The organism is Sulfitobacter sp. M05, assembly GCF_029285175.1.
Taxonomy (GTDB): Bacteria; Pseudomonadota; Alphaproteobacteria; order Rhodobacterales; family Rhodobacteraceae; genus Sulfitobacter.
The window spans coordinates 160,409-183,611 of sequence record NZ_JABEDH010000004.1; the positions used below are offsets into that span (position 1 = coordinate 160,409).

18 protein-coding genes and 3 pseudogenes are annotated in these 23,203 nt (G+C 54.4%); 7 read left to right on the forward strand and 14 right to left on the reverse strand.

The window, feature by feature from the left end; genetic code table 11:
- The first annotated feature begins 11 nt into the window (after positions 1-11).
- On the forward strand, positions 12-2,771 hold the full coding sequence (locus HKX44_RS16165; protein WP_276152407.1) for a VWA domain-containing protein: 2,760 nt from the start codon (positions 12-14) through the stop codon (positions 2,769-2,771).
- Between the two features lie 266 nt (positions 2,772-3,037).
- Here HKX44_RS16165 and HKX44_RS16170 read toward each other — a convergent pair whose 3' ends face one another.
- On the reverse strand, positions 3,038-3,553 hold the full coding sequence (locus HKX44_RS16170; RefSeq protein WP_276152408.1) for a hypothetical protein: 516 nt from the start codon (positions 3,551-3,553) through the stop codon (positions 3,038-3,040).
- A 450-nt stretch (positions 3,554-4,003) separates the two neighbouring features.
- Between HKX44_RS16170 and HKX44_RS16175 the strand changes: the two genes are divergently transcribed.
- The 4 genes and pseudogenes from HKX44_RS16175 to HKX44_RS16190 form a co-directional block, all read left to right on the forward strand.
- Complete coding sequence (locus HKX44_RS16175; protein ID WP_276152409.1) at positions 4,004-5,752, forward strand: alpha/beta fold hydrolase; 1,749 nt, start codon at positions 4,004-4,006, stop codon at positions 5,750-5,752.
- Positions 5,753-5,901: 149 nt separating this feature from the next.
- Complete coding sequence (locus tag HKX44_RS16180) at positions 5,902-7,308, forward strand: hypothetical protein (RefSeq protein WP_276152410.1); 1,407 nt, start codon at positions 5,902-5,904, stop codon at positions 7,306-7,308.
- 771 nt (positions 7,309-8,079) lie between these two features.
- Entirely contained in the window at positions 8,080-10,017 is a 1,938-nt protein-coding gene (locus HKX44_RS16185) for a hypothetical protein (protein ID WP_276152411.1), read from the forward strand.
- Positions 10,018-10,142: 125 nt separating this feature from the next.
- Positions 10,143-10,304, forward strand: a pseudogene (locus HKX44_RS16190) (DDE-type integrase/transposase/recombinase); the annotation flags it as partial.
- Between the two features lie 39 nt (positions 10,305-10,343).
- On the opposite strand, the gene HKX44_RS16195 reads toward HKX44_RS16190, so the two are convergent.
- The 8 genes and pseudogenes from HKX44_RS16195 to HKX44_RS16230 form a co-directional block, all read right to left on the reverse strand.
- A complete protein-coding gene (locus HKX44_RS16195) occupies positions 10,344-11,021 on the reverse strand; it encodes an alpha/beta fold hydrolase (RefSeq protein WP_276152412.1) in 678 nt (225 codons plus the stop codon).
- An 84-nt stretch (positions 11,022-11,105) separates the two neighbouring features.
- Positions 11,106-12,221, reverse strand: a complete 1,116-nt coding sequence (locus tag HKX44_RS16200; RefSeq protein WP_276152413.1) for a Xaa-Pro peptidase family protein — start codon at positions 12,219-12,221, stop codon at positions 11,106-11,108.
- 33 nt (positions 12,222-12,254) lie between these two features.
- Positions 12,255-12,857 carry an XRE family transcriptional regulator gene (locus tag HKX44_RS16205; protein ID WP_276152414.1) on the reverse strand — a complete coding sequence of 201 codons (603 nt, stop codon included), beginning with the start codon at positions 12,855-12,857 and terminating at the stop codon, positions 12,255-12,257.
- 72 nt (positions 12,858-12,929) lie between these two features.
- Positions 12,930-14,621, reverse strand: coding sequence for an ABC transporter ATP-binding protein (locus HKX44_RS16210; RefSeq protein WP_276152415.1), 1,692 nt, complete (start codon positions 14,619-14,621; stop codon positions 12,930-12,932).
- Positions 14,618-15,511 (reverse strand): ABC transporter permease, encoded by an 894-nt coding sequence (locus HKX44_RS16215; RefSeq protein WP_276152466.1) that lies wholly within the window; start codon positions 15,509-15,511, stop codon positions 14,618-14,620. The genes HKX44_RS16210 and HKX44_RS16215 overlap by 4 nt, the downstream gene beginning before the upstream one ends.
- A gap of 65 nt (positions 15,512-15,576) precedes the next feature.
- The gene (locus tag HKX44_RS16220) at positions 15,577-16,548 is read right to left on the reverse strand and encodes an ABC transporter permease (protein ID WP_276152467.1); all 972 of its coding nucleotides are present in this window, start codon (positions 16,546-16,548) and stop codon (positions 15,577-15,579) included.
- A 140-nt stretch (positions 16,549-16,688) separates the two neighbouring features.
- Positions 16,689-18,269: an ABC transporter substrate-binding protein gene (locus HKX44_RS16225; protein WP_276152416.1), complete on the reverse strand. Its 1,581-nt coding sequence runs from the start codon at positions 18,267-18,269 to the stop codon at positions 16,689-16,691.
- A 372-nt stretch (positions 18,270-18,641) separates the two neighbouring features.
- Positions 18,642-18,909, reverse strand: a pseudogene (locus tag HKX44_RS16230) (transposase); the annotation flags it as partial.
- Between HKX44_RS16230 and HKX44_RS16235 the strand changes: the two are divergent.
- Positions 18,907-19,160, forward strand: a pseudogene (locus tag HKX44_RS16235) (hypothetical protein); the annotation flags it as partial. The pseudogenes HKX44_RS16230 and HKX44_RS16235 sit on opposite strands and share 3 nt — an antisense overlap.
- A 235-nt stretch (positions 19,161-19,395) precedes the next feature.
- Here HKX44_RS16235 and HKX44_RS16240 read toward each other — a convergent pair.
- The 3 genes from HKX44_RS16240 to HKX44_RS16250 are packed head-to-tail and all read right to left on the reverse strand — an operon-like array spanning position 19,396 to position 20,614.
- On the reverse strand, positions 19,396-19,602 hold the full coding sequence (locus HKX44_RS16240; RefSeq protein WP_276152417.1) for a 4-oxalocrotonate tautomerase family protein: 207 nt from the start codon (positions 19,600-19,602) through the stop codon (positions 19,396-19,398).
- An 11-nt stretch (positions 19,603-19,613) separates the two neighbouring features.
- On the reverse strand, positions 19,614-19,988 hold the full coding sequence (locus tag HKX44_RS16245) for a nuclear transport factor 2 family protein (protein ID WP_276152418.1): 375 nt from the start codon (positions 19,986-19,988) through the stop codon (positions 19,614-19,616).
- Positions 19,985-20,614, reverse strand: coding sequence for a glutathione binding-like protein (locus HKX44_RS16250; protein ID WP_276152419.1), 630 nt, complete (start codon positions 20,612-20,614; stop codon positions 19,985-19,987). Before HKX44_RS16250 ends, HKX44_RS16245 begins: the two co-directional genes overlap by 4 nt.
- A 123-nt stretch (positions 20,615-20,737) precedes the next feature.
- Here HKX44_RS16250 and HKX44_RS16255 point away from each other — a divergent pair, with 123 nt between their 5' ends.
- Positions 20,738-21,088 carry a helix-turn-helix domain-containing protein gene (locus HKX44_RS16255; protein WP_276152420.1) on the forward strand — a complete coding sequence of 117 codons (351 nt, stop codon included), beginning with the start codon at positions 20,738-20,740 and terminating at the stop codon, positions 21,086-21,088.
- Between the two features lie 479 nt (positions 21,089-21,567).
- On the opposite strand, the gene HKX44_RS16260 is transcribed toward HKX44_RS16255, so the two are convergent.
- On the reverse strand, positions 21,568-22,350 hold the full coding sequence (locus HKX44_RS16260) for a phosphodiesterase (RefSeq protein ID WP_276152421.1): 783 nt from the start codon (positions 22,348-22,350) through the stop codon (positions 21,568-21,570).
- Positions 22,347-23,174: a phosphodiesterase gene (locus HKX44_RS16265; RefSeq protein WP_276152422.1), complete on the reverse strand. Its 828-nt coding sequence runs from the start codon at positions 23,172-23,174 to the stop codon at positions 22,347-22,349. The genes HKX44_RS16260 and HKX44_RS16265 overlap by 4 nt, the downstream gene beginning before the upstream one ends.
- Between the last annotated feature and the right edge of the window lie 29 nt (positions 23,175-23,203).

Consider the following 23,203-nt stretch of genomic DNA (forward strand, 5'->3'; position numbering starts at 1 on the left):
CTGGAGGCCCCATGCTCCGCCTGCTGTTTTCCATTCTTTTTGTTGCCTATGCGTCCGTTGCCTCAGCGCAGGAGAGGGCCAATACAATTCTTGTACTTGACGGATCCGGGTCCATGTGGGGCCAGATTGACGGGGTCAACAAGATCGTCATCGCGCGCGACGTTGTTGCGGATCTGCTGGACAGCTTTCCGCAGGATCAGAACCTTGGCCTGACTGTCTATGGTCACCGCGAACGCGGCAATTGTGCTGATATCGAAACCATTGTGGCCCCCGGCCAAGAGACCATGGGCCAGATCAGGACTGCCGTTGACAGGATCAACCCGCGCGGCAAGACGCCGATGACCGATGCGATCATCGCAGCGGCCCAAGCACTGCGCTATACTGAAGAGCGCGCAACGGTCATTCTGGTGTCGGATGGGATTGAGACCTGCAATCCCGACCCCTGTGCCGCCGCGCGGGCGCTGGAAGAGGCAGGCATCGACTTTACCGCGCATGTGGTGGGTTTTGATGTGACTGACCCCAAGGCGCTGGCGCAGATGCAGTGTCTGGCCGGCGAAACCGGTGGGCAGTTTTTCACGGCTGCAAACGCAAGCGAGCTGTCTACGGCGCTCACGACCGTTGTGGCCGAGCCGGTCTATGTCCCGCAAACCGTCCGGTTCGTTGGGGTTTTACACCCCGGCGGGGCGGAAATCAGCGCGCCGATCCGGTGGAACATTCTGCCCGAGGCCGGTGCAAATATCGACGGTCACGGCCCAGGCTTTACACTTGATCTGTCCGGTGGGGGCTATGACATCGTTGGCATCCGCGCTAGCGACGGGGCCGAGGCGGGGCTTTCCTTTGAGGTCGCAACACTGGAAGCCGATCAGGGCCAGCGGGTCGAGGTTGTCTTTCCTGAACCCAAGCCCGACCCGACCGAGATGACTTTTCGCGCAGTTATCGGTACAGAAAACGGCGAAGCGATCGAAACGCCTGTCTTCTGGGGCATCACATCCGAGGCCGGTGGCGTGATCCTGAAGGAAGAGATGGCCAATCCACTGGCCGCCATGCTTGAGCAGGGTTCCCACAGCGTTACGGCCTATTGGGCCGAGCAGGAGACATCATCGCCGCCGCGCCAGTTCATTGTAACAGCCGACCCGCGCGAGATTGTCGTTGTCTTTGAGCCGCCGGCGATCACGGCCTCTATCGGCGCACCTGCGAGGGCTGTCGTCGGATCAACAATCGAAGTCACGTGGAACGGCCCTGCAAATGCCGATGATTTTGTCGGGATCGGTACGGCAGATGCCAGTGGATCCGCGCGCTGGCGGAACTTCGCGCCGGTGTCCGAGGGCACGCCGCTGCAACTCTTGGTGCCGCCTGAACCCGGTGCGTATACGATCAGCTATTTTGACGATGCGACAAAAGACGTGCTGGGAACCGCCGCGATCGAGGTTGTTCCCGCCGAAGTTAGCCTTAGCGCACCCGCGACAGTCGGCGTTGGAGAGACCTTTGAGGTTGCTTGGACCGGCCCTGATTATAACGATGACTTTATCGGCATCGGGCTGGTCGGCGCGAGCGGTTCCGGCCAATGGAAAAACTATACCCACACCGCCGAAGGCAGTCCGCTGCGCCTGTTGGCCCCTGCAAAACCGGGCGCGTACTTGATCAAGTACTTTCTTGATCAGGAAAACTGGCCCGCCGCCGAGGTGCGTATCGACGTCACAGAACCGCAGGTCAGCCTGACCGCCCCGCGTGAAGCAGATGTCAGCCAGTTGATCGAGGTGGCATGGACCGGTCCGGACACGCCCGGTGATTTCGTGGGTATCGGCCGCGTTGGCGCAAGTGGATCGGGGCAGTGGCGCAATTATACCAATACCTCCGAGGGCAACCCCTTGCAGCTGATGACACCGTCTGAGCCGGGTGATTATGTGATTAAGTATTTCCTAGAACAGGACAATACACCGCTGTTTGAAACCCTGATCACCCTGCGCGCACCGCAGGTTTCTCTGAGCGGACCCGCCAGTGCCGAGGTCGGGACCATGATCGAGGTGAACTGGACCGGCCCAAATACAGCCGGCGATTTCATTGGTATCGGCCTTGTTGGGGCCAGCGGGTCTGGCCAATGGAGGAACTACACCGAGACGGCGACAGGGAACCCTATCCAGCTTTTGATCCCGTCTGTACCGGGGGACTATGTGATCAAATATCTCCTTGAACAGCGCAACACCCCGTTAATTGAGGTGCCGATCAAGGTCACACCGGCAACCGTCACTCTGGACGTTCCCAGCGTGGTAACAGGTGGAACAATCGTTGATATCCCTTGGACCGGCCCGGATCATCCCGGCGATTTCATCGGGATCGGTCTGAGCGATGCCAGCGGCTCCGGTCAATGGCGGTCTTATGTCGAGACAAGCAATGGATCACCGGCCCGTTTGCGGATTCCGACGGCTGGCGGTGATTATGCGGTGAAGTATTTCCTGAACCAACGCAACACGCCGGCGCTGACTGTTCCGGTCTCGGTCAGCACGCCGCCCGCAACACTCAATGCACCAGCCGTTGCTGATGCCGGTTCGACCATCGAAGTCGCGTGGACCGGCCCCAATTACGCCGGGGACTATATCGGTATCGGGAAAGCGGGGGCCAGTGGTTCGGGCCAATGGCGGGCCTATGGCGAGACCGCAGGCGGCCCCTTGCTGTCGATCGCCCTGCCGGAAGAACCGGGGGTGTATGTGATGCAGTATTTCGTAGGCGCGGACCGGGTCGCAATCGCTGAACGCCCGCTTACCATCAGGTAAGACGCACCCGGCATTTTTGACAGGCAGGTGTTCACCGGTACGGGGCTGGTGAACGCCAAGGGAAGGCGGCGGTGCCACCCGCGCCCGGCATCTTCGGAGGTGCAGCATGTGTTTTCGGCAGAGGGGAGGGGGCTCCGGCTCTGCTCTTTGAAGCGGCGGTGGCCCGTGCATCCGCAGGGCGGCCCGTGTTCCTCTGCCGTTTCCGTACCGAAAGGCGTGGCCAAAGGTCGGAAGGAACGATGTGAAAACGGGCCGTTGCTTTCACGTTACTTGAAGTTGCGAATTTTATTGTCAGCGCACAGGACGTCGCAGCATTTTGGGTGTTTTGTCCAATCCCCCATAACTGAATGGCCGGTCCAAATATCCACGTCCAGCATTGCCACCGGTTTCATCACGACCTTACCACCGTCGTTCTTGATCCGGTTCAGCCGTGCGTGAATGTCCATGACATGCAGTTTCGGCATTTTAGAAGATTTCACCCACATCTTTAGCGGGGCAAACTCGTATGCAACTTCAAACGGTGTTTCCGGCGGAAGCGGGTGTTTTCTTGATTGTTTATCGTATTTCTTTGCATACCAGCTGACGACAAATGTTACCTCGTATAGGCCTTCCGGTCGCTTGATTTTGATCTTTGGCGTCTGCGACATGCCAACCATGCCGTCGTAATTCTTGCCGGTCAGAACCTTGTTTTTGTGCCTCATTCCCTTGAGTTCAAGTTTTTGCAAACTGACCCCCATTTTCATCAGGATAAAGTTCTTTTTTTCTTCTTTCCATGCAGCCATCGCATGTCTCCCTTAAATTTGCTGGTTATCCGCAGCCTTGACGTTGGAATGAACGGGTGAACCGGCGACGTCGATCGCCGGCTGAGCTTTTGGCCGGGCTGGTGTGCTGACAGTTGGTTGGAAAAATAGACACCGCCAGCTCAAGCCCGGGGCGGCTCACTTCAGACCGAAATAAATCCAATGAGCGCGCGACAGTGTTTTGAAAAATCTTTGCTTGAAAAATTCCTTTGTCAGCAATCAAAACCGTAAAACTCTGTGTTTAGCTTTGCTTGGGCGCATTCTCAGGTCAAACCCATTGCGTAACCAAGGTTTTGCAAAGAAGCCCAAATTCAACTTTTTCCATGGGCGAGGCTGCGCTATACCCCAAATTGGGTATGCAGCCTTGTGAGTGGTGCTTCCTATGGTGACCAAGCTCATGCCTAACTGCCCGACGGAGAAACGGAATAACCCATGGAAGATGGCGAGGAGACAGACGGGCAGACGTTAGAACTTGTTGAAAGTATTTACAGAATTGCCCTTGAACCGCACGCCTATGATGCTTTCATGGGGCGGTGGGATACCTTTGTCCAAGATCGCCTGAGCGCCCTTGACCTGCTGCGAAGCGAGGTGGGCATCATGGAAACCTCCGAGATTGCCGCGCATTTTGAAATCGCCGAGCGGCTGTTGGAACAGACCCGCAATGTGGGCGAGGCGCAATTGCTGGCACCTGAAACAAGGGCTGCGGCTGGTCCTGACCCGCAATTCCTGATCGACAGTTCGGGGGGGATCGTGTGGTCCAATGCTGCCGCCGCCAGGGCGTTTCGGCTAAAGCGGACAAGCCGTTTTGATGATCTGGATTTGCCTGACCGCTACCTCAAGGCTCTAGAACAACGCATTGCAACCCTTGGCACAGAATCCGAACATGGCGATCCGCCGCTCATTTTTCAGATGTCTGCCGTGGTTGCCACTGATGGGCTGGCTGTCGGGGATATGGTTCACCTTCAGGCGCAGCGGCTTCACGAAAAACTGGGGAGTGATCTGTTGCTGGTCGGGCCATTGGTCGCGCATTGGCCGCCTTCGATGCCGAAACTTCTGGCGACGACTTACGGCCTAAGCCAGTCTGAGTGCGAGATTTGCGAATTGCTCAGCCGTGCGCATCGCCCCAAGGATGTAGCCTCGTATCGGAAGAGTTCAATTGCGACGGTGCGGACGCAGATCAAATCCCTGTTGGTGAAAACCGGTTGCGGATCGCAAACAGAACTGGTGCGTCTGTTGCACTTGCTGATGCGCGTCGCAGAAAACTATGGCCCTACACGTCCCGCCGCGCCAATTTCCCAAGGCAAAATGACAACCGTTCTTTTGGACAGTGGCATCCTGATGCCTGTTGAAGTCCACGGACCTGCCAACGGGAAACCTGTGATCTTTCTGCACGGCATGTTGGACGGTGCCAGCCTGACCTTGCAAACGCGAGAAGCTCTTGCTTGTCGGGGGTTCCGGTTTATCTGCCCGACACGGCCTTGGTTCGGTGATGCAGAGCCTGATTACGGCCCGATGGATACTGCGCCCGTCCGCATCGGAAAAGACGTGCGGGAGATGTGCGAAAAAATGGGCATAAGGAATGCGGTTGTTCTGGGTCATATGGCGGGGGCTGTATACGCTTTTGCCAGCGCCGCCGAAGCCCCCGAACATATCAATGCCATTGTAAGTGTATCAGGGGGGGTGCCGATTATTTCCAGATCACAGTTTGCGGATATGTCACACCGACAGCGCATCGTGGCCTATACTGCCCGTTACACCCCAAGCCTGCTGCCGTTTGTTGTGCGGGCCGGCATCAACCAGATCAATAGCGGTGGTACAGACCGTTTTATGCAATCCCTCTACGCCAATTCACCAATCGACATGGAAACCCTGACTGACCCCGAAGTATCCCGTGTGGTGCTGGAGGGATACAAGTTCGCCACCCGTCAGGGGCATTCCGCCTTCGAGATCGACAGCTATCAGGTTGTGCGCGACTGGTCCGATCTGGTGGCGGGGTCTGACGTTCCTGTCAGCCTTGTACATGGCGCACATGACCCTGTTGTCAGTGCGCGCTCCGTAAGGGAATTTGCCGCGCGCCTAGGCAATCGGGCATCGCTGGAGATTTTCGAAGACGCAGGTCAGCTGGTACTGCACCAATACCCGGACCGCGTTCTGGACGTCCTCGCCAAAGTTGGGCTTTAACCGGTTCCCGTCGAAATACCCAAGCACCTCAATACCGCCAAAGGGCTTAAGATTTTCCCGCATACCGTGAAATCTTCGTTGATATCGCATTCAAGAGCCGTCAAGTTCAACCATGAAGTGTTCGAGGCTTCGCCCTTGAGGGCTTTAAATTGGAAAAATGTATTGAGCAAAATGAAATGATAAAACAAAATATTCGATCCACATTTAATGTGTTATGCGCTGGGCTACTTTCTATCGGAACGCTGGCGCAACCCAAACTCGCAACTGCGCAGGAAGCCGGTGCTGTTGACGCTTGGATTCTTTGTGAAGACAACGGAGCCTCTGGCAACGGGTCAAAATGCTACGGCCAGGCCAACAAGCTCATGACATCGGCCCTCACCCAAGGCGGGCGTTCGCTCTACTTGATCACCGAGGGTACGGATGTCCCTTGCGATGTCGTCAGCTTCGGCAACCCGCAGCCGAATGTCTTCGGGGTATGCCATAAAACAATGTTAAATTTGTTCGATGCGCCACTGAAGGCGACGCCGACGGATACGATTAGTGCGGACACCAGCATGGGATGGCTTGGCTTTGGAAGTGGTGCAAGTCCGGAGTTGACTTGGGTTCGGTATGGTAAGCCAGCCGATGAGGGAAACCCGGCGAAATGGGTTTACTTTGTCACCCAGAAAGACTCGCTTTACCCCTGTCAGGATAACATCGTTCCCTTCGACCCCGCGCCGAGTGTCGATCAAAGCGAAAAGGTTTGCCAGCTTCTTGGGCCGGCCAAAATGGTGTCTTCACCTCTGGACGAGGCCAATAAATGCGCATTGAACAATGACTGTCCAATCGGACAGGGCCCCGCGCTTGTCAAATACGGCAACGGATCCGGGCGCAAAAACACCTATCACTTTACCTCGTCCACGGATGGAAAAATGCGATGCCAAGCACCCGAGTTTGACAACTGGCGGTGGGGAGCCGGAAATAACAAACCCACGATACCCAACGTTAAATCGGGGCAAGCCTTTTGCTATGCGGTCTCGACCACCCCTGGGGCGGTAGTTACCACCGGGCGTTGGCATAAACAGAAAAGCTGTACCGCGATAGGTGACGATGTCAAATGCGGTCCGATTGATCAAACCATCACCGTCGGCGCAACTTATACCGGTACCTCAACGACAGAGACAGACTGGCAGCTTGCGATATCGGAGTCCTTTGAAGTCGGCATTGATATGGGAGTCGAAACCGACAAAGAAAAGACAACTGTTTCCGCACAATTTGGCCAGTCCTATATCCATTCTGACGCCTTTGGCACCAGTAAAACGGTGACGACCAGCGCGAGTTGCGAAGGGGCTAAAAATGCTGCCACGAACGGGACATTCACCTTCTGGCAATTCGGAACGGAATCCGCTGGCGCATGTCTTGAAGGGGCAAACCCAACGTCTTGTTCGGTGACGGCAAAGTCACAAAATGTACTCTGTACTTTCACGGCTAAAGGGGAACCCGCTTCGGCTCCGGTATGCTTGCCAGGCTATTGCGCGAATGCCAGCTGTACAAAGTGCGATTATCCTGACCCCTGATGTCTCAAGGCCGGCCCCTCGCAGGCAATGGTGCGAAGGGCCGGCCAGGCCACACCACGTCGCAAACACTGATCATGCGATGAGCAACAAACCTTCTCTTGGAAAATTGACCTAGATGGTTGCCTATGTGTCTAAGAGATGGAGAAAGCAACGAACATAAAACCAAGAGGGCGTGCCCTGAATAGGAAGACGCCGCGGTCTCAACATGAAAATGGGGATAGCAGCAGGAGCGACAGAGCAATAGCAGGCACGGTATCCAGAATATCCGCACCGATCCCTTATTGGCCGGTGCTGCGCCCCAGGCGAAGGTCTGGTTCATTTGGCCGACGGCTTTAGCTCAATCTAACATTGACCGAGCGTCTAGGATCGAAGAGCCCAGTGAACATAAGTCACATTTGTTCAATTGGATTTCGGACCATGTATCGTCTGCCTCTTGGTCAATGCGGAACCTTCTATGCCGAGGGGCTGTGTCAGATACTTATGCTGCGGTTATCTGACGACGAAGCTCAGCTTGACCTTGCCAGCCTAGGGTCAGGCCTGCCGTGGTGATTCGCTCGGCCTGGTTTGCCTGCAGCGAAACAATCCCAACCTCAGGTCGCGTCTAATGCGTGCGATCAAACAATAGCAAAATTTCGGTAAATCAGGTATTCTATTGTTATATATGGGAAAAATTTACAGATAAGAATCTTCGCAGCTCAAACGTTGTTTTTTTCTAGCGCCAGAGAGGCAACAGGCGCACAAGAATGCGGCATTCTTTAGACGGGTATCATTATGCCGATTATCAATTTGCTCGATACATTGACCTATTCACTGGTCGGCGAAGATGTGAGCTTGTTCCAATTCGACGCGGAAACCGGTGAGGTCAGCTATCCATCATGGTTCACCCCATCCTATACAGATGTCTGGGATTGGGACCGGGACCATATCTATGAGATGGAAGTGATCGGTAGAGATAGCGCAGGAACGATCGTTGTCCGTCATGGTCTTGAGCTGGTTGTTACAGAAACAGGGTCGTTCTGGCGAAATGCGGACGGCACTGATCCGGTAGAACCAGTCGACCCTGTAGATCCCGTCGATCCTGTTGAGCCAGTCGACCCGGTTGATCCCGTCGATCCGGTTGGCGCGATTATCTACACTCTGGACGGGCATGACGCGGATTTGTTCCTCGTAGACGCGGAAACCGGCGAAGTCAGCTACCCGTCATGGTTCACCCCATCCTATGCAGATGTGTGGGACTGGGATCGTGATCACATCTATGAAATGACTGTCATCGGCACGGACAGCAATGGCACAGAAGTCAGCCGTAGGGATGTTGAACTGGTTGTCACGGAAACAGATTTGATTTGGCGGGGAACGGAGGGCACTGATCCGGTTGATCCAGTTGACCCCATCGATCCGGTAGACCCTGTTGATCCAGTCGATCCGATAGACCCGGTTGATCCCGTCGATCCGGATGGCGCGATTATCTACACTCTGGACGGGCATGACGCGGATTTGTTCCTCGTAGACGCGGAAACCGGCGAAGTCAGCTATCCGTCATGGTTCACCCCGTCCTATGCAGATGTTTGGGATTGGGATCGTGACCACATCTATGAAATGACCGTCATTGGCACGGACAGCAATGGCACCCAGGTCAGCAGTACGGATATTGAACTGGTTGTCACGGAAACAGATTTGATTTGGCGAAATGCGGACGGCAATGGTCCGGTTGGCCCTGTCGATCCCGTTGATCCGGTAGACCCAGTTGACCCTGTAGACCCGGTTGATCCAGTGATTGATGTTGTTCGGCTCGCCAATAACGCAAAAGAAACCATCCACGGTATTCGCGACGACACCTCTTCGCGGGGCGTGGATTTGGATGGGGCTTTGATCACAGCGACCTATGCCGATGGTACGGTTGAACATCTGACTTGGGCCGCCTTGGATCCTTACACCACGGGAGGGGCGACAGGCGATGACATCAATATGTTCTACGGCTGGAGCCACCATGAACTGTCGGTGAGCAAACATCTGGCCTCGCTTGAATTCAACCTTGCGCCGGCCAGCTCAGTCTTTGACACAACGGTCAATTTGGATGACGACCCTCTGGGCGGATCGACGCAGGGCAGCAGCTTTGGGTATACTTTCGAGTTTCAGGACCCGCTCGGCGATCTTGGGGGCAATATCACGGCGTCCTATTCCGGAATTGTAAATCTGGTTGGAAGCCCTGCTGAGGGCGACCTGTATACCACCATGCGGCTTGATTTTTCAAACCTGACTGGGGGGGGCATCCTGGGCGATGTCAACTGGAACACGGATATTGACACCTTGCGATACGCCGGTGATCTGCAGCAAGCGGGTGCGGATGCCGCTTTGTCGGGCAACGATGTAGTGATGGGCACCAACGCTGACGATTTTCTGAACGGGTCCATCGGAGAGGATATCCTCAACGGTTTGGCCGGGAACGATACTTTGAACGGTGGCGATCACGCGGATCAATTTGTATTTGTGAACGGATCGGGTGCTGATGTGATCGTGGACTTCGACGTCTCAGGTGGTGATTTCCTGAACATTCAGGACTTCGGCTTTGCCGATTTCGAGGCAATCATGGCTGCATCTTCGAATGTTGGCGCTGATGCACTGATCCAGCTTGATGCGGATGACAGCGTTACGTTGATCGGGGTGGACGTGAATGAGCTTACGGCGGGCCACTTTGGCCTTCTGAGCTAGGAAGGACACAGAAAGTTCACAGAAACGGCTTCGTGCGGGATGGCCGCTCTTGTCCCTATACCGCCATCACAACTAGCTTTACCTAGAGCCCGGACCAGCAGCAGTTGAGGGAGGCAACGGGCCTAATGCGCCGTGGGTTCCTCTACCTCTTGGCGATCATGGATTGGCACAGCCGCAACCTGCTGACCTGGCGGCTGTCAAACAGTATGGACGCGGATTTTTGTATAGAGGCCCTGAAAGAGGCTTTGGCCAAGCACGGCACGCCGGAGATCTTCAACAGCAATCAACCAAGCCTGAAAACCACGGCATGGCCGCGCGCGAGCTCGTTACTCAGCGGTTGCTTGATGGTGCCAAGAACAGACATCCCTTTCGACCATTGAACCATGTGGTGCCGCCAGAAATGAGGATACCCGATCGACCATCGCAGCTGTCGGTCGTTCATGCAGGTCGTGTGCCCCCGACACAACGGTCAGATCAAAAACTGCTGTGGTCAGAGCCTCCCAGCCAAGCGTTGCATCTGGCGTGACCAACGGATCGTCGATTCCGGCAAGTCCCAGAATTGGGATGTTCACCATGTTCCCGGCCGAAGGCTCGTAAGCATTACACATTCGAAAATCTGCCTGCATGCTCGGCAGGATCAATTCTAATAGTTCCGGATATTGCATAACCTCTTCAAAGATCGGATTTATCCCGATGATGTCGGCAACCCCGGTTTCGGGGTTGTCCAGTTCGGGCAGCTGTTGTCGTGCATTCGGCATCGGGGAGCTAAGCATAATGAGCCCGCTGGGCAACACGCCGATATGTTCAAACCTCAGCGCAATTTCATAGGCCATCCAGCCGCCCATGCTGGACCCCATACAGTAGAAAGGCTCATGTGCAGGGCTTCTAATTTCTGAAAAAACCCGGTCACACAGCTTTTCAAAATTGCTCTCCGGCGGATCATCCCGACGCGGGCCGCGTCCGGGCAATGGAACCGGGTGTATTTCTGCATCTGCACCGATCAAAGGCTGCTATGCCATGAAACAAGCAGAATCTGCACCCGCCTGAGGAAGGCAAAACCTGTGGCTTGGACATATGCATCCCGCCGTTCAGTCTTTGACACGAAGCTGCGGTATCGTGCGGTCCATACCCGACAGAACTTCGGCACCGTCGGGATGTTGATACACAATGTCTTCGAGGCGAATGCCGAATGTGTCTTTCAGATAGATACCCGGTTCGATGGAAAAGACGTTGCCTGCCACCAGCGGTTGCTTGAAATTCGCGGCAATGTAGGGCGGTTCATGCACATCAATACCTAAACCATGCCCTGTCCGGTGTAAAAACTCCGGGCCAAATCCGGCATCTGTGATCACCTTGCGGGCAGCGTGATCAATATCGCTGCACAAAGCACCGGGCAGGGCGGCGGCTTTGGCGGCCTGAACAGCTTGTTCGACAATCCCCGCAACTTGCAAAAATTGTGAACTAGGTTTGGAACCGTACCATGCACATCGTGTCATATCCGAAGGGTATCCGTTTAAACGACATCCCGCGTCGATCAATACGGGCATCTCTGGTCGCAGCGTGCTGGACCCTGTGTGGTGATGCGGGAAAGCACTGTTTGCACCAAAAGCTACTGTGCAAAATGCGATTTCGGCTCCATTGGCTTTGTAGTGCCCAACAAGGATGTCGCGCAGATCCCTCTCGGACATGCCGCTGTGAATAGCGTCAAACGCCACCTTAAACGCCGCGTCGTTCAACAGCGCACTTTCGCGCAGCAGCTTGTGTTCTTCGGCGTCTTTTTCGGCACGCAAAGCACCTACGGTGTCTGCCGTAAACCGATGTGTTGGGTTCTTGAGTTGATCTAACAAAAGAAACACGAAATCGGCTCGCATCATTTCATCCAGCACGATATTTAGACCAGCATCCGTAGCGTTGATCGTCTTCAAAAGATCTGTCAAAGCAGCATGCGGTCCGTCCGCATCCCTCCAGACGAAAAAGGGGACGTCGGGGCATTGTATGCGGGATGCATCTGCGTTGAGCTGCGGCATTAACACACCAATATGGTCGGCAGTCACCAGCGCCATAACCGGGCGTTCATCCCCATGTGGTGTCAACCCTAGCAACCACTGCATGTGGCTGCTAGGACCAAGAGCGACAAGATCCGTTTTCGTATCGGTCATCCGTTGACGTAAGCGCGCCAGTCTGTTTCCTGCAATATCAGCCATAAGAAACCTCCAGAATGACAGAGTGTGTAAACCTCAGCCGCTTTGGCCTGGCAGCCGGTTTTTTGAAGCGCCTTGCAGCACAACCAGCGTTCCGGTCCACAGCATATGCGCCGGTGTCTCGCCCAACGTCCTCCACGAATGCGGGATCATGCCGTTGTAGTGCAGACTGTCACCTTCGCGCAGCGTAAATGCCTCTCCATCCAATGTCTTTTCGATGGATCCGCTGAGAATATAAATGAACTCTTCGCCTTCGTGCTGAAACGTTTCAGATTGAAAATTTGGCGGGCAATTCATGATAAAAGCCGAAAGTTCGTGACCGGGAAACTCGGAGCTTAAGGCCTCATAGGAGACGCCTGTGTCGGAGATCGAGAACTTGGGCCGCTGCTTGGCATAGGATACGGAATCTCCTGGTTTTGGTCGCGCGACAAAATAGTCTAGGCCGAGGTCCAATGCATGAGAAATCTGCGCTAGAGTTCCAAGAGACGGGGTCGCATTGCCCCGCTCGACCTGAGATAAATAGCCCACAGACATGCCCGCTTTCTCGCACAGCTCTTTGAGCGTCAAATTCCGCCGTTGACGGCATTTACGAATGAGTTGCCCCAGTTTGGCTGGCTCGATCTTTTCATTACCTGTCATATCACAGCCCAGTCTTCAAAGTTATGTGGCATTGTGTAGTCGAAAGGGCGAATATGCAAAAGACGTACCCCTTTACCCGGACAATTGGGACAACCGCGGCATGAGGTCAAGCAGCTGGGCTGTATAGTCTTGTTGCGGGTTGGTGAACAAAGTTTCGGTGTCCTGCACTTCGATCAATTTTCCTTGTTTCATAACGCCAACACGGTCACACATTTGGCGCACCACTGGTAAGTCGTGGCTGATAAATAGCATCGTCAAACCTAAGTGTTCCTGTAGATCTTTGAGAATGTTCAGGATCTGCGCTTGAATTGAAACGTCCAAAGCACTTGTCGGCTCGTCACAGATTAAAAACCGTGGCTGTGTGGCCAAGGCGCGGGCAATTGAGATGCGCTGGCGCTGGCCCCCCGAAAATTCATGCGGATATTTGGACGCTGCCGCGCGGGTCAGCCCTACACGGTCCAATAGTTCATGCACCCGATTGCTTACTTGATCCCGGGGTAGTAATTTGTGGTGTAGCAGCGGCTCGGCGACGATGCTTTCCACCTTCATACGCGGATTCAAGCTTGAAAACGGATCTTGAAAAATCATCTGGATTTGCTTGCGGTAGTTTGCCAATTGCTCCGACGACATTGCTGTAACGTCTTCGCCATCAAAATAGACTTGACCGTCATCAACAGGCAGGAGTGTGCCGATCATTCGGGCCACAGTAGATTTGCCAGATCCGCTTTCGCCAACGAGGCCGAATACTTCACCATCCTTAATGTCGAAAGAGACCTCATCGGCGGCAGTAAAATATTTGCGGCGCGAGGGCAGGATAGCGGACTTTTCAAGGAAATTCTTGGTGATACCTTTGACTTCAAGCAGCTTGCCCGACTTGGACAATTCAGACTTTTCCCAATTTCGCGCAAGATCTTCAATTTCAAACTTCGTGTCTCGGTCGCCGTAGCTGACCTGCGGAAAGCGGTGTAGTTTGACCATCGGGCGTGGCACAGCAGAGATTAGCGATTTGGTGTACGAGTGTGCGGGTGCGCCTAACACCTGATCCGTAGTGCCGCTTTCCACCACCTTGCCAGAGTACATAACCGTCACTTGTTCTGTGGTGTCTGCAATCACCCCCATGTCGTGAGTTACAAGGATCACACCCACCTGCGTCTCGCGTGCAAGTTCTTTGATCAAGTCCAACACCTGCGCCTGAATAGAAACATCAAGCGCTGTCGTCGGTTCGTCCGCCACGATGACAGACGGTTCGGAACATAGAGCAAGCGCGATGACGACGCGCTGCCGCATACCACCTGAGAACTGATGTGGATATTGGTCAAAACGTGTGGTCGGGTCGGGGATTGATACGCGGTCCAGTAAGCTCAACGCACGTGCGCGTGCTTCACTGGCAGATACCTTAAGATGCAGTTGGATGGTTTCAACAAGCTGTTCACCAATGGTGAATAGCGGGTTAAGCGAGGTTAGCGGGTCTTGAAAGATCATGCCAATTTCGTGGCCGCGAATAGCGCGCTTTTCGTCCATGTTCAGGTTGTCGATGCGGCGGCCTTTAAGCCAGATTTCACCTGATGCGATACGCGCAGGGTCATCCAGCAGGCCAATCACCGCATTGCCGGTCATCGACTTACCTGCACCGCTTTCGCCCACAACGCCGCGGATTTCACCGGGGCGAATGTCATAGGTCACGTTCTCAACCGGTTTGATCAGCCCGTGGCGGGTCGGAATTTCGACAGTAAGGTTACGGATGGACAGTACAGGTTCGGTCATTTCAGCCTCGGGTTCAGTGCATCACGCAGCCAATCACCCAGCATGTTCACGCTCAATGCCAGTGCCAGCAGGGTGCAGGCAGGGAAAAACAAGATCCACCATTCACCCGAAAACAGATAACCTTGGCCGACACGGATCAAAGTCCCCAATGACGGTTGCGTCGGTGGTGCGCCGACACCCAGAAAGCTAAGCGTGGCCTCCGCAATAATTGCCAAGGCAAGCGAAATGGTGGCGATTACCAGCACCGGCGACAGTATGTTGGGCAATATGTGGCGCATCATAATGGCCGAGGGCCGACGCCCGATCAGACGTGCTGCGGATACATAGTCTTTGTTCTTTTCAACCAGCGTAGCCCCGCGCACGACCCTTGCAAATTGTACCCAATCACTCAGGCCAATGGCGAGGATCAGCACCCAGATCGCCATTTGATCGCGATGCTCAATCGGGGTGATCCCCTTGGCCACGCCAAAGATCAGCATCGCTACAAGGATCGACGGAAATGTCAGCTGCACGTCAGCGATCCGCATGATCAGACTGTCGATCCAGCCACCAAAGTATCCGGCGAGCAAGCCCAAAAAGATGCCCAAAACCACCGCAAACAACACGGCTGAAAATCCTACAAATAGTGAAATTCGCATGCCATAAAGGATGGTGGAAAACACATCGCGGCCTTGATCGTCTGTGCCCAGCAAAAAACTCTCGCCGGTAAAGGCGTTGGGGGTCATAGGCGGTGTGAAGCCGTTCATCAGGTTTAATGATGCGGGATCAAATGGGTTGGTAGGCGCGATGAAGGGTGCCAAGACCGAAGACAGAATGAGCAGGGCCGCACCCATCGCGGAAACCATAGCCACAGGCGAGCGGCGAAAGGCATAGAACAGATCACTGTCCATCGCGCGGCGCAGTTGTGAAGGAGCGGCAGGAGGCAGGCTACTTTGAGCCGCGTTGGGTTGATCGGTCACTTTGCAGCAGTCCTTAAACGAGGGTCGATGAAGGCATAGAGAATATCAACAAACAGATTGATCACGACGAACATCACAGAGATCATCATCAGATAGGCAGCCATGATCGGGATATCGACAAACTGGATTGCATTGATAAACAGCAGACCCAAACCGGGCCATTGAAAAACAGTCTCGGTGATAATGGCAAAGGCGATGATGGCCCCCAGTTGCAAACCGATCACCGTAATGACTGGCACCATGGTATTCTTGAGGGCGTGGCGAAAGTTGATGACACGGTCGCTCAAGCCTCGGGCGCGGGCAAAACGGATATAGTCTTGACGCAACACCTCAAGCATCTCGGAACGGACAAGCCGCATGATCAGCGTCATCTGATACAGACCTAAAGTTATCGAAGGCAAGATCAGCGCCTTAAGGCCCGATTCAGTCAAGAAGCCAGTCGTCCACGACCCGATGTGTACAACATCGCCACGGCCAAAGCTGGGCAACCACCCTAAGGTCACGGAAAACAGGTAGATCAGCAAGATACCAATCAAAAATGTAGGCAGAGACACCCCAATCAGCGAGGTCGACATAATGAAATTCGCGGCAAACCCGTCGCGGCGAATGGCGGTGAACACGCCCAGTACAATCCCCAAAGCCACGGCAAACAGGGCCGATAGGGCGGCCAGCTCCAGCGTTGCGGGCGCGCGCTCCATCAGGATCACAGACACTTGCCGACCCTGACGGTAGCTAACTCCAAAATTGCCTTGGACTGCTTCGGTCAGAAACCGGAAATATTGAACCGGCACCGATTTATCCAGACCCAGTTGGCTTCGCAAACGCTCGACGTCTTCCATCGTGCGTTCCTGACCCAGCATATTTTCGACAGGATCGCCTACAAAGGTGAACATCGAGAATGCAATGGCACCAGTGACCAACAGCACCAGCAGGGACTGCAAAACACGTTTGAAGATAAAATGCAGCATCTTGAAGCTTTCTGTGCCCATGCAGCGCAAGGGCTACATAGCAGTTTTACAGATCATTTACAGAGAGACAGCGCGCCTATGATGTCCGTGCCAGCAAAGGAAAAGGTCGCCCGCAACAGGTACGGGCGACCTGGATCAATTTACTTCATCGTGAAATATTTGACCCTTGGCTGATCTTCTGGATCAACTTCAATTCCAACACCATCGCTCATGCCCCAGTTCAACACTTGGTGGTGAATTGGTACATAAAGCTGCTCGTCTTGGATTGTGCGCCAAATGCTGGCGATGTCTGCGTTACGCGCATCCAGATCCGTGTTTGACGCAAGTGATTCAATCTTGGCGTCCAGATCGTCATTGTCAAAACCTGTACCATTCCATGTGCCAATATCGCTTTCGCGGCCATGCACCAGGAAGTTAAAGATGTACTCGGAATCATAGGTAGGCACGCCCCAACCCAACATATAGAAGTCGGTCTTGCCATCTGTGATCAGCGGGAAGTGCTGTGCCTTTGGCTTCGCGTCAAGGTTCACTTTGACACCAATCTGACCCAGCATTCCAACGGCCGCCTGACAGATCGCCTCATCGTTGATGTAGCGGTCATTGGGACAATCCAAGCGGATAGAGAAACCATCGGCATAACCAGCCTCAGACATCAGCGCCTTGGCACCATCAACGTCCGTGCTGCTCTCAGCGTCCATCTCGGCAGTCCAGCCATTCACGAAAGGCGGTGCAATCATTCCTGCGGGCACTGACTGACCACGCATCACAACCTGACGGATCGCATCGCGGTTGATCGCCATCGACATCGCCTTGCGCACGCGCACATCAGCCAGCGGGTTTTTACCGTCTACGTTATCCGCTTCGATGTCATCGGCACCTTGGTTCATGCCGAAAAAGATAACGCGGTTTTGTGGTGCTTGCTTAACCGTCAGCCCATCAGCGCTGTCAACACGAGCCAAATCCTGTACCGGCATGTCCTGAAGGAAGTTCACTTCACCAGACAACAACGCGGCTACACGGGTCGCGGCGTTTTGGATGGGAGTATAGATGATCTCGCTGACTTCCATGGGGAACTCATCGCGGCCCCAATAGTCATCGTTGCGGGTCATGACTGTTTTTACGTCCGGTTCACGGCTCACCAGTTTGTAAGCGCCTGTGCCGTTAACATTCGTCGTCGCAAAAGTGATCTCGCCACCTTCAAAATCCTGAACTTTGGTGGTGTTGTTTGCCTCTGTCCAACCTTTATCCATGATGAACAGATTTGTCAGGTTGGAGGGCAGGATCGGGTTTGGACCGTCTGTCTCAATCTCGATTGTGTGATCGCCCGTTGCACGCACCGCAGTGATAGAGCCGATCAGCTCTTTCATGTCTGAGGTGGGCTGTTTTGCACGCTCAAAGCTGAACACAACGTCTTCGGCTGTCAAGTCTGCGCCGTCGTGGAATTTTACACCTTTGCGCAAGTTAAAGACCCAGATATTCGGGTTTTCGGCACTTGGCGCCCAATCTGTGGCCAATGTTGGAACAAAATTGCCATCGGTGTCGCGGATGATCAGCGGCTCATACATCTGGTGACGCATGGTGTGACTTGGACCCTCGTTTTGGGAGTGCGGATCAAGCGTCAAAGCGTCTCCTGCACGGGCCCAACGGAGCGTTTCAGCATTAACCATAGCCGCCGACGACATCAGCGCTGCGATTGCTAGAATTCTAGATGTTTTTTTCATGGTAACCTCTCTGTTCGTGATTTTTTATTCAAGCAGCCGGGTTTGATCTTCGTACCAACTGCTATTTTTAGAAAATTTATTCCGTTGTTTCCCCAAATCAAAGTTATAGATCACAAGGCTCCCAGAATTGCTTATTTCGAGATATCATCGGGTTGCAGATCCCGCGATGCCAGAAACCAAAGGCGTTCCTCGCAACCATAAGAAAAATATTTAATCTAAACAATAATTATTTTTGTCTACCTGATTTGCATTGTCGACGACGATAAATCCATTCGACACTTGTAGACATGGCAAATCCATCATTTTCAAAAGAAAAGGACCGACGGGATATAGTGTAGACATGACGTATATATCACCATTGAGGCTCAGGCCTCATAACCAGAACAATACGGTTGCAGCGAGTGCTATGGCCGAGAGAAAGGGTTCTGGGCATCGGTCATAGCGGGTCGCGATGCGCCGCCAGTCCTTGAGCTTGGCAAACATGTTCTCGATTTTGTGGCGTAGCTTGTAACGTGATCTGTCGTGCGGAATGGCGCACTTTGCGAGACTTGCGCGATGGAATGCACGGCTCAATCTCAATATTTTTCAGATCGTTACGGAACCAGTCCGCGTCATAGCCACGATCCGCAAGGAGTCAATCCTAAGTGACGAGAACGAAGAGATCGCCGACTGGTTGGAACGTTTGACGACCAACAAGCGGAACTGGGGCTTCGGCCTGTGTTTTCTGTATCTGCGCAACGTTCAGGGGTATGGCTGGATACTCTTACCCGGCAGTGCATGTTTACATGCATGAGAGGGCATAAACGCGTTCATCGGATCTACTGTGAACTGGAGCTGACCCTGCACATCAAGCCAAAGAAGCGCCTGAAGCGTGACAAACCTGAGCCGTTAGGCCCCGAGTGCCAGTGCCGCAGCCAGCTCACCCCGATCCGCGCATCGCCTGCAGCGTCGAACTCGCGTTCGAGGCAGTCGGGGTCGCTATAGCGACCGCCAACAAGACCCAAACCGCCAGCTTGGCTCACTGCTGCCGCCAGTGCCCCACTGCTGACGCGTGCCATTGGCGCCAGAAGAACGGGATGTTCGATCTCGAACAGATCACAAATAGGGGTGTGGATCGCCTTTTCGATTACCCAGCCCCTGCGCGCCGGTATTGTTCGACCGGCAGGCCGCCGATCCCCCAATCCTCAAGCGCGACTTCGTCAATCACGACAAAGGTTGTCGCCGGGGTTTTGTCGAGAACCCGGACCAACAAGTCTGTAACGCCGCTAATCAACTCGGCCTTCTGTTCGGCAGTAACGCCTTCGCGCGTCACCTTGATGTTTACATATGGCATATCAGTACCTTTCAGGTTTCGCGTTCGGTCATCTGGAATACCTTGGCCATGATCCGCCACGCACCATCGGTTCGCACAAAGGTCAGGAAGTCGGTGAAGTCACGCGCGCCGATAGAACAGCGAACACGGGCAAAGGCGGTATTCTCGCCCGCAAAATCTATGGCCTCGATCACGTCGCGCCGAGGCTCTGCACGTGACGCCGGAGATTCGCGTTTTGCCACCACTTGGAAATACTCATCCATCGTGCGGTGAAGAAGCGGTGTCTCATCCGCCGTTGCGTAAATGGCCTTTGGGTGAAACGCCATGGCCAGTCTCTCAGTGTCGGCGTGATAGAGACCATCAAAATAGGTCTCCAGCACGCCGGTTACGGCGGCAAACTCGCTCATGCCAACTGCTCCTGCTCGATGAGCCCTTCAGCAACCATTGCCTTCACAGTGGCCGGACGGGCCGCGATGTGAGCCACGTAAGCTTGCGTTTTCGGCCACGCTCCAAGGCTCACCCCGACAAAACCCGCCCAGTTCAGCACCACAAACGCATAAGCATCCACGACCGTGTAGGCATCGCCGAGAAGAAAGGCCCGACCGTCTGCGAGGCTCCGTTCGATATGGGCGACGCGACGGCCAACTCCGGCTTCGGTTTTCTTTCTGGCCTCGTCATTAAGCTCAGCCCCCGAGAAGAACGGGCTGAAGGATTTATGCAATTCGGACGATACGAAGTTGAGGGCTTCCTGAAGCCGTGTGCGCTCCAACGTCCCGTTTGATGGCGCAAGCCCGGCATCGGGTATTTGATCGGCAAGATACTGGAGCACGGCTGGATTTTCCGTGATGATATCACCGTCGTTGGTGACCAGAGCCGGAACATAGCCGTTCGGGCTGATCTTGCGGAAATCCTGGCCCGCTTCGGTCGTGCCCAATTCGGTGTCTGTTTTGTCGAGCTCAAACGGGATGCCCAGTTCATTCAGGATGATGTGGGATGCCATTGAGCATGCGCCGGGTTTGTAGTGAAGTCTCATTCGTCTCGTCTCCAATTGATTGGTCTGATGGAAAAGAGATGGCGCAGAGACTAACCGTTGACAACTAGGTTTCCCCTAGATACTTAAATATCGAGTTACCTTATGGAAACCTGGTTACCGAACATGGCACTCAAAGTACGCAAGAACAAAAGCCCGAGCCTGCCGCCGCCATGCATGCTGACCCATTGCATGGCTGTGATCTCTGGTGCATGGGCGGCCAACGTGATCTGGTCGCTGCGTGCGGGCCCGCGCCGCTTCAACGAACTACGAACTGACATTCCGCCGATTTCTGCCAAGGTGCTATCTACACGCTTGAGTGAGTTAGAGCAGCGCGGCGTGCTGGTGCGGAATGTGCAGCCGACCTCGCCTCCATCCGTAGAATACGCCTTGACCGATCTGGGTGGCGAACTTGTGCCTGCACTTGAGGCTATCGTGAAGGTCGGTCACAGATTGAAGGCGCTCGGCCATGGATAACGGTCGAGGTTAATCCCTTTTTCGCAATGTTACAGAAAAGAAAGCGCTGCAATTGGTGCCGGAATTTTCGAAGTATCATTTAGCGCATAAGGCATATTCACAGCAAAAGAATACCCGTTTTCAGCGATGGTTTGCCGAGGTTCGATCATTGTGCGACATCATGCAAAATGGGTTCTTGGGGTACCTTCGCTACGATCTGCATCAAGGGCCGGTCTGGGAAACAGCGCCGTTCGCTGCATCGTGCCCTAACTCACAGACTGCGGACAACGCGACCTTTCGCTGCGGCTGCGCCAATGTACGGTTCACGATTGCTAGATGGCGGCGGAAGGGGAAAAGTGCCAATCACCTGCGATCAATTCTAATATATAAATCCAAGGCGTTTGGCTTATTAGGCATTGAATGGGGGGAGTTCGGCCAGCGTGGTGTTTTCCGGCAGACTGGCGTGTGGCGTTCGTTCCTGCGTCGCCTACAAGGTCGCGTCAAAGGAAAAACCGCTCTGAGCGATCGGCAAAATCGTGCAAATGAACCGTGACTTGATCGTCGGTTAGCATAACCACACCGTAGGCCGGTGGTTCGAAATTTGCCGCAATATGATCGACGGTTCCGTTCAGCTCTAGGGCGACTTGGTGATTGAGGCCGCGCATGCAGGAATAGCTTATGCCGCGCCAACTCCCAAAGATCGCACGATGCACATGGCCAAAGAACAGGTGCCGAATACGGGCTTTGTGTGGCGCAATGATATCGTAGAACGTCTTAGCATCCCGCAACATGATCTGGTCCATTGCGGCTATGCCTGTCTTGAATGGCGGGTGGTGCATGAACAGGACGATCGGGCCGCTGGTTTGGTCCAGTTCGCGATCCAACCAAGTTTGGCGTGCCGGACAGTAAGCGCCCGCATGCGATTCAAGGTCTTTTGTGTCTAACAACAAGAACCGCCCGAACGGGGTGTCAAAACCACTTTGCACAAAACCGTTTTTGTCGCGGAGTATCTCTGGGAAAGCCGCACCAAAGGCAGCAGTGTCGTCGTGATTTCCGACCATCAAATGTACGGGTATGTTGAGCGCTTTGATTTCTCGCGAAAACCGCGCATAGGCCGCCGCGTCACCCCAATGGGTCATATCACCCGTTAGGACAACGAAGTCCGCATCACCGTGTTCCCCATTGATAGACGCGACAGCGGCGCGCAGCCGCGCAGCGGGGTCTTGTCCATAGAGCGTCCCGTCGCCAGTAACATGGGTGTCTGTGAGATGGATAAATTTCATTCTGCAGCCATGGGTTTGGCCCAATCGTCCCAATTGGTCCCCGAACTAAAAACCGGCCCGTCCCAAGTGAATGGGATCTCATGAATAGTGGTGCCCGTGTCCTGTGCTAGGATAACTGCATAAGACGGGGCCATGGGAGCGCCTTGCAGCAGCTCCTGCTCGGACAGATCAGGCAAGGATTGATTGCCGGTGGAGCGGACGCTGGCAAAAGGAATGCCGCACCACGTCCCGTGTACGGGTGCATGAACATGGCCAAAATGAATATACTCGATGCGGTCGCGGTAGATGTTTAAGAGCTTGGCCAACGGGGCGCGATCTTCGGGAATAAGAGCGATTTTATCTTCGGCAGGCAGGCCAATCGGCATGGCATTGTGATGCATGAACAGGCGCGCGCTGGTGCAGTCTTTCAATTCATTTTCAAGCCAATCGCGCCGCGCGGCGGAGAAGTGGCCAGCATGGGTGCGCGGGGCTGTTGTATCAAGGTAAATCAGACGCGTGCCGTCGACCGTTTCTGCGTAGTTGATGAAACCCGCTGCGTCTTTGGGATGGTCCGGGAAGGCCGCAAGAAAGGCGGCGCGGTCATCGTGATTGCCGATCAACAGACGCACAGGGCAGGGCAAATCGTTAAGGGCATCAACAAGTGACGCATAGGCCGCAGGTTCGCCCCAATGGGTCAAATCACCAGTGATGATGATCCGCTTAGCATCGCTATGCTGGGATCGCACATCGTCGAGCGCTTGGGCGAAACGTTTGTGGGGGTTCAGTCCGCCCATGCGTTCACCGGGAGCCGTCAAATGAATGTCGGAGATATGCACAAGCTTCATGGGTTTTAACCTTTTTAGAATAGAAATCT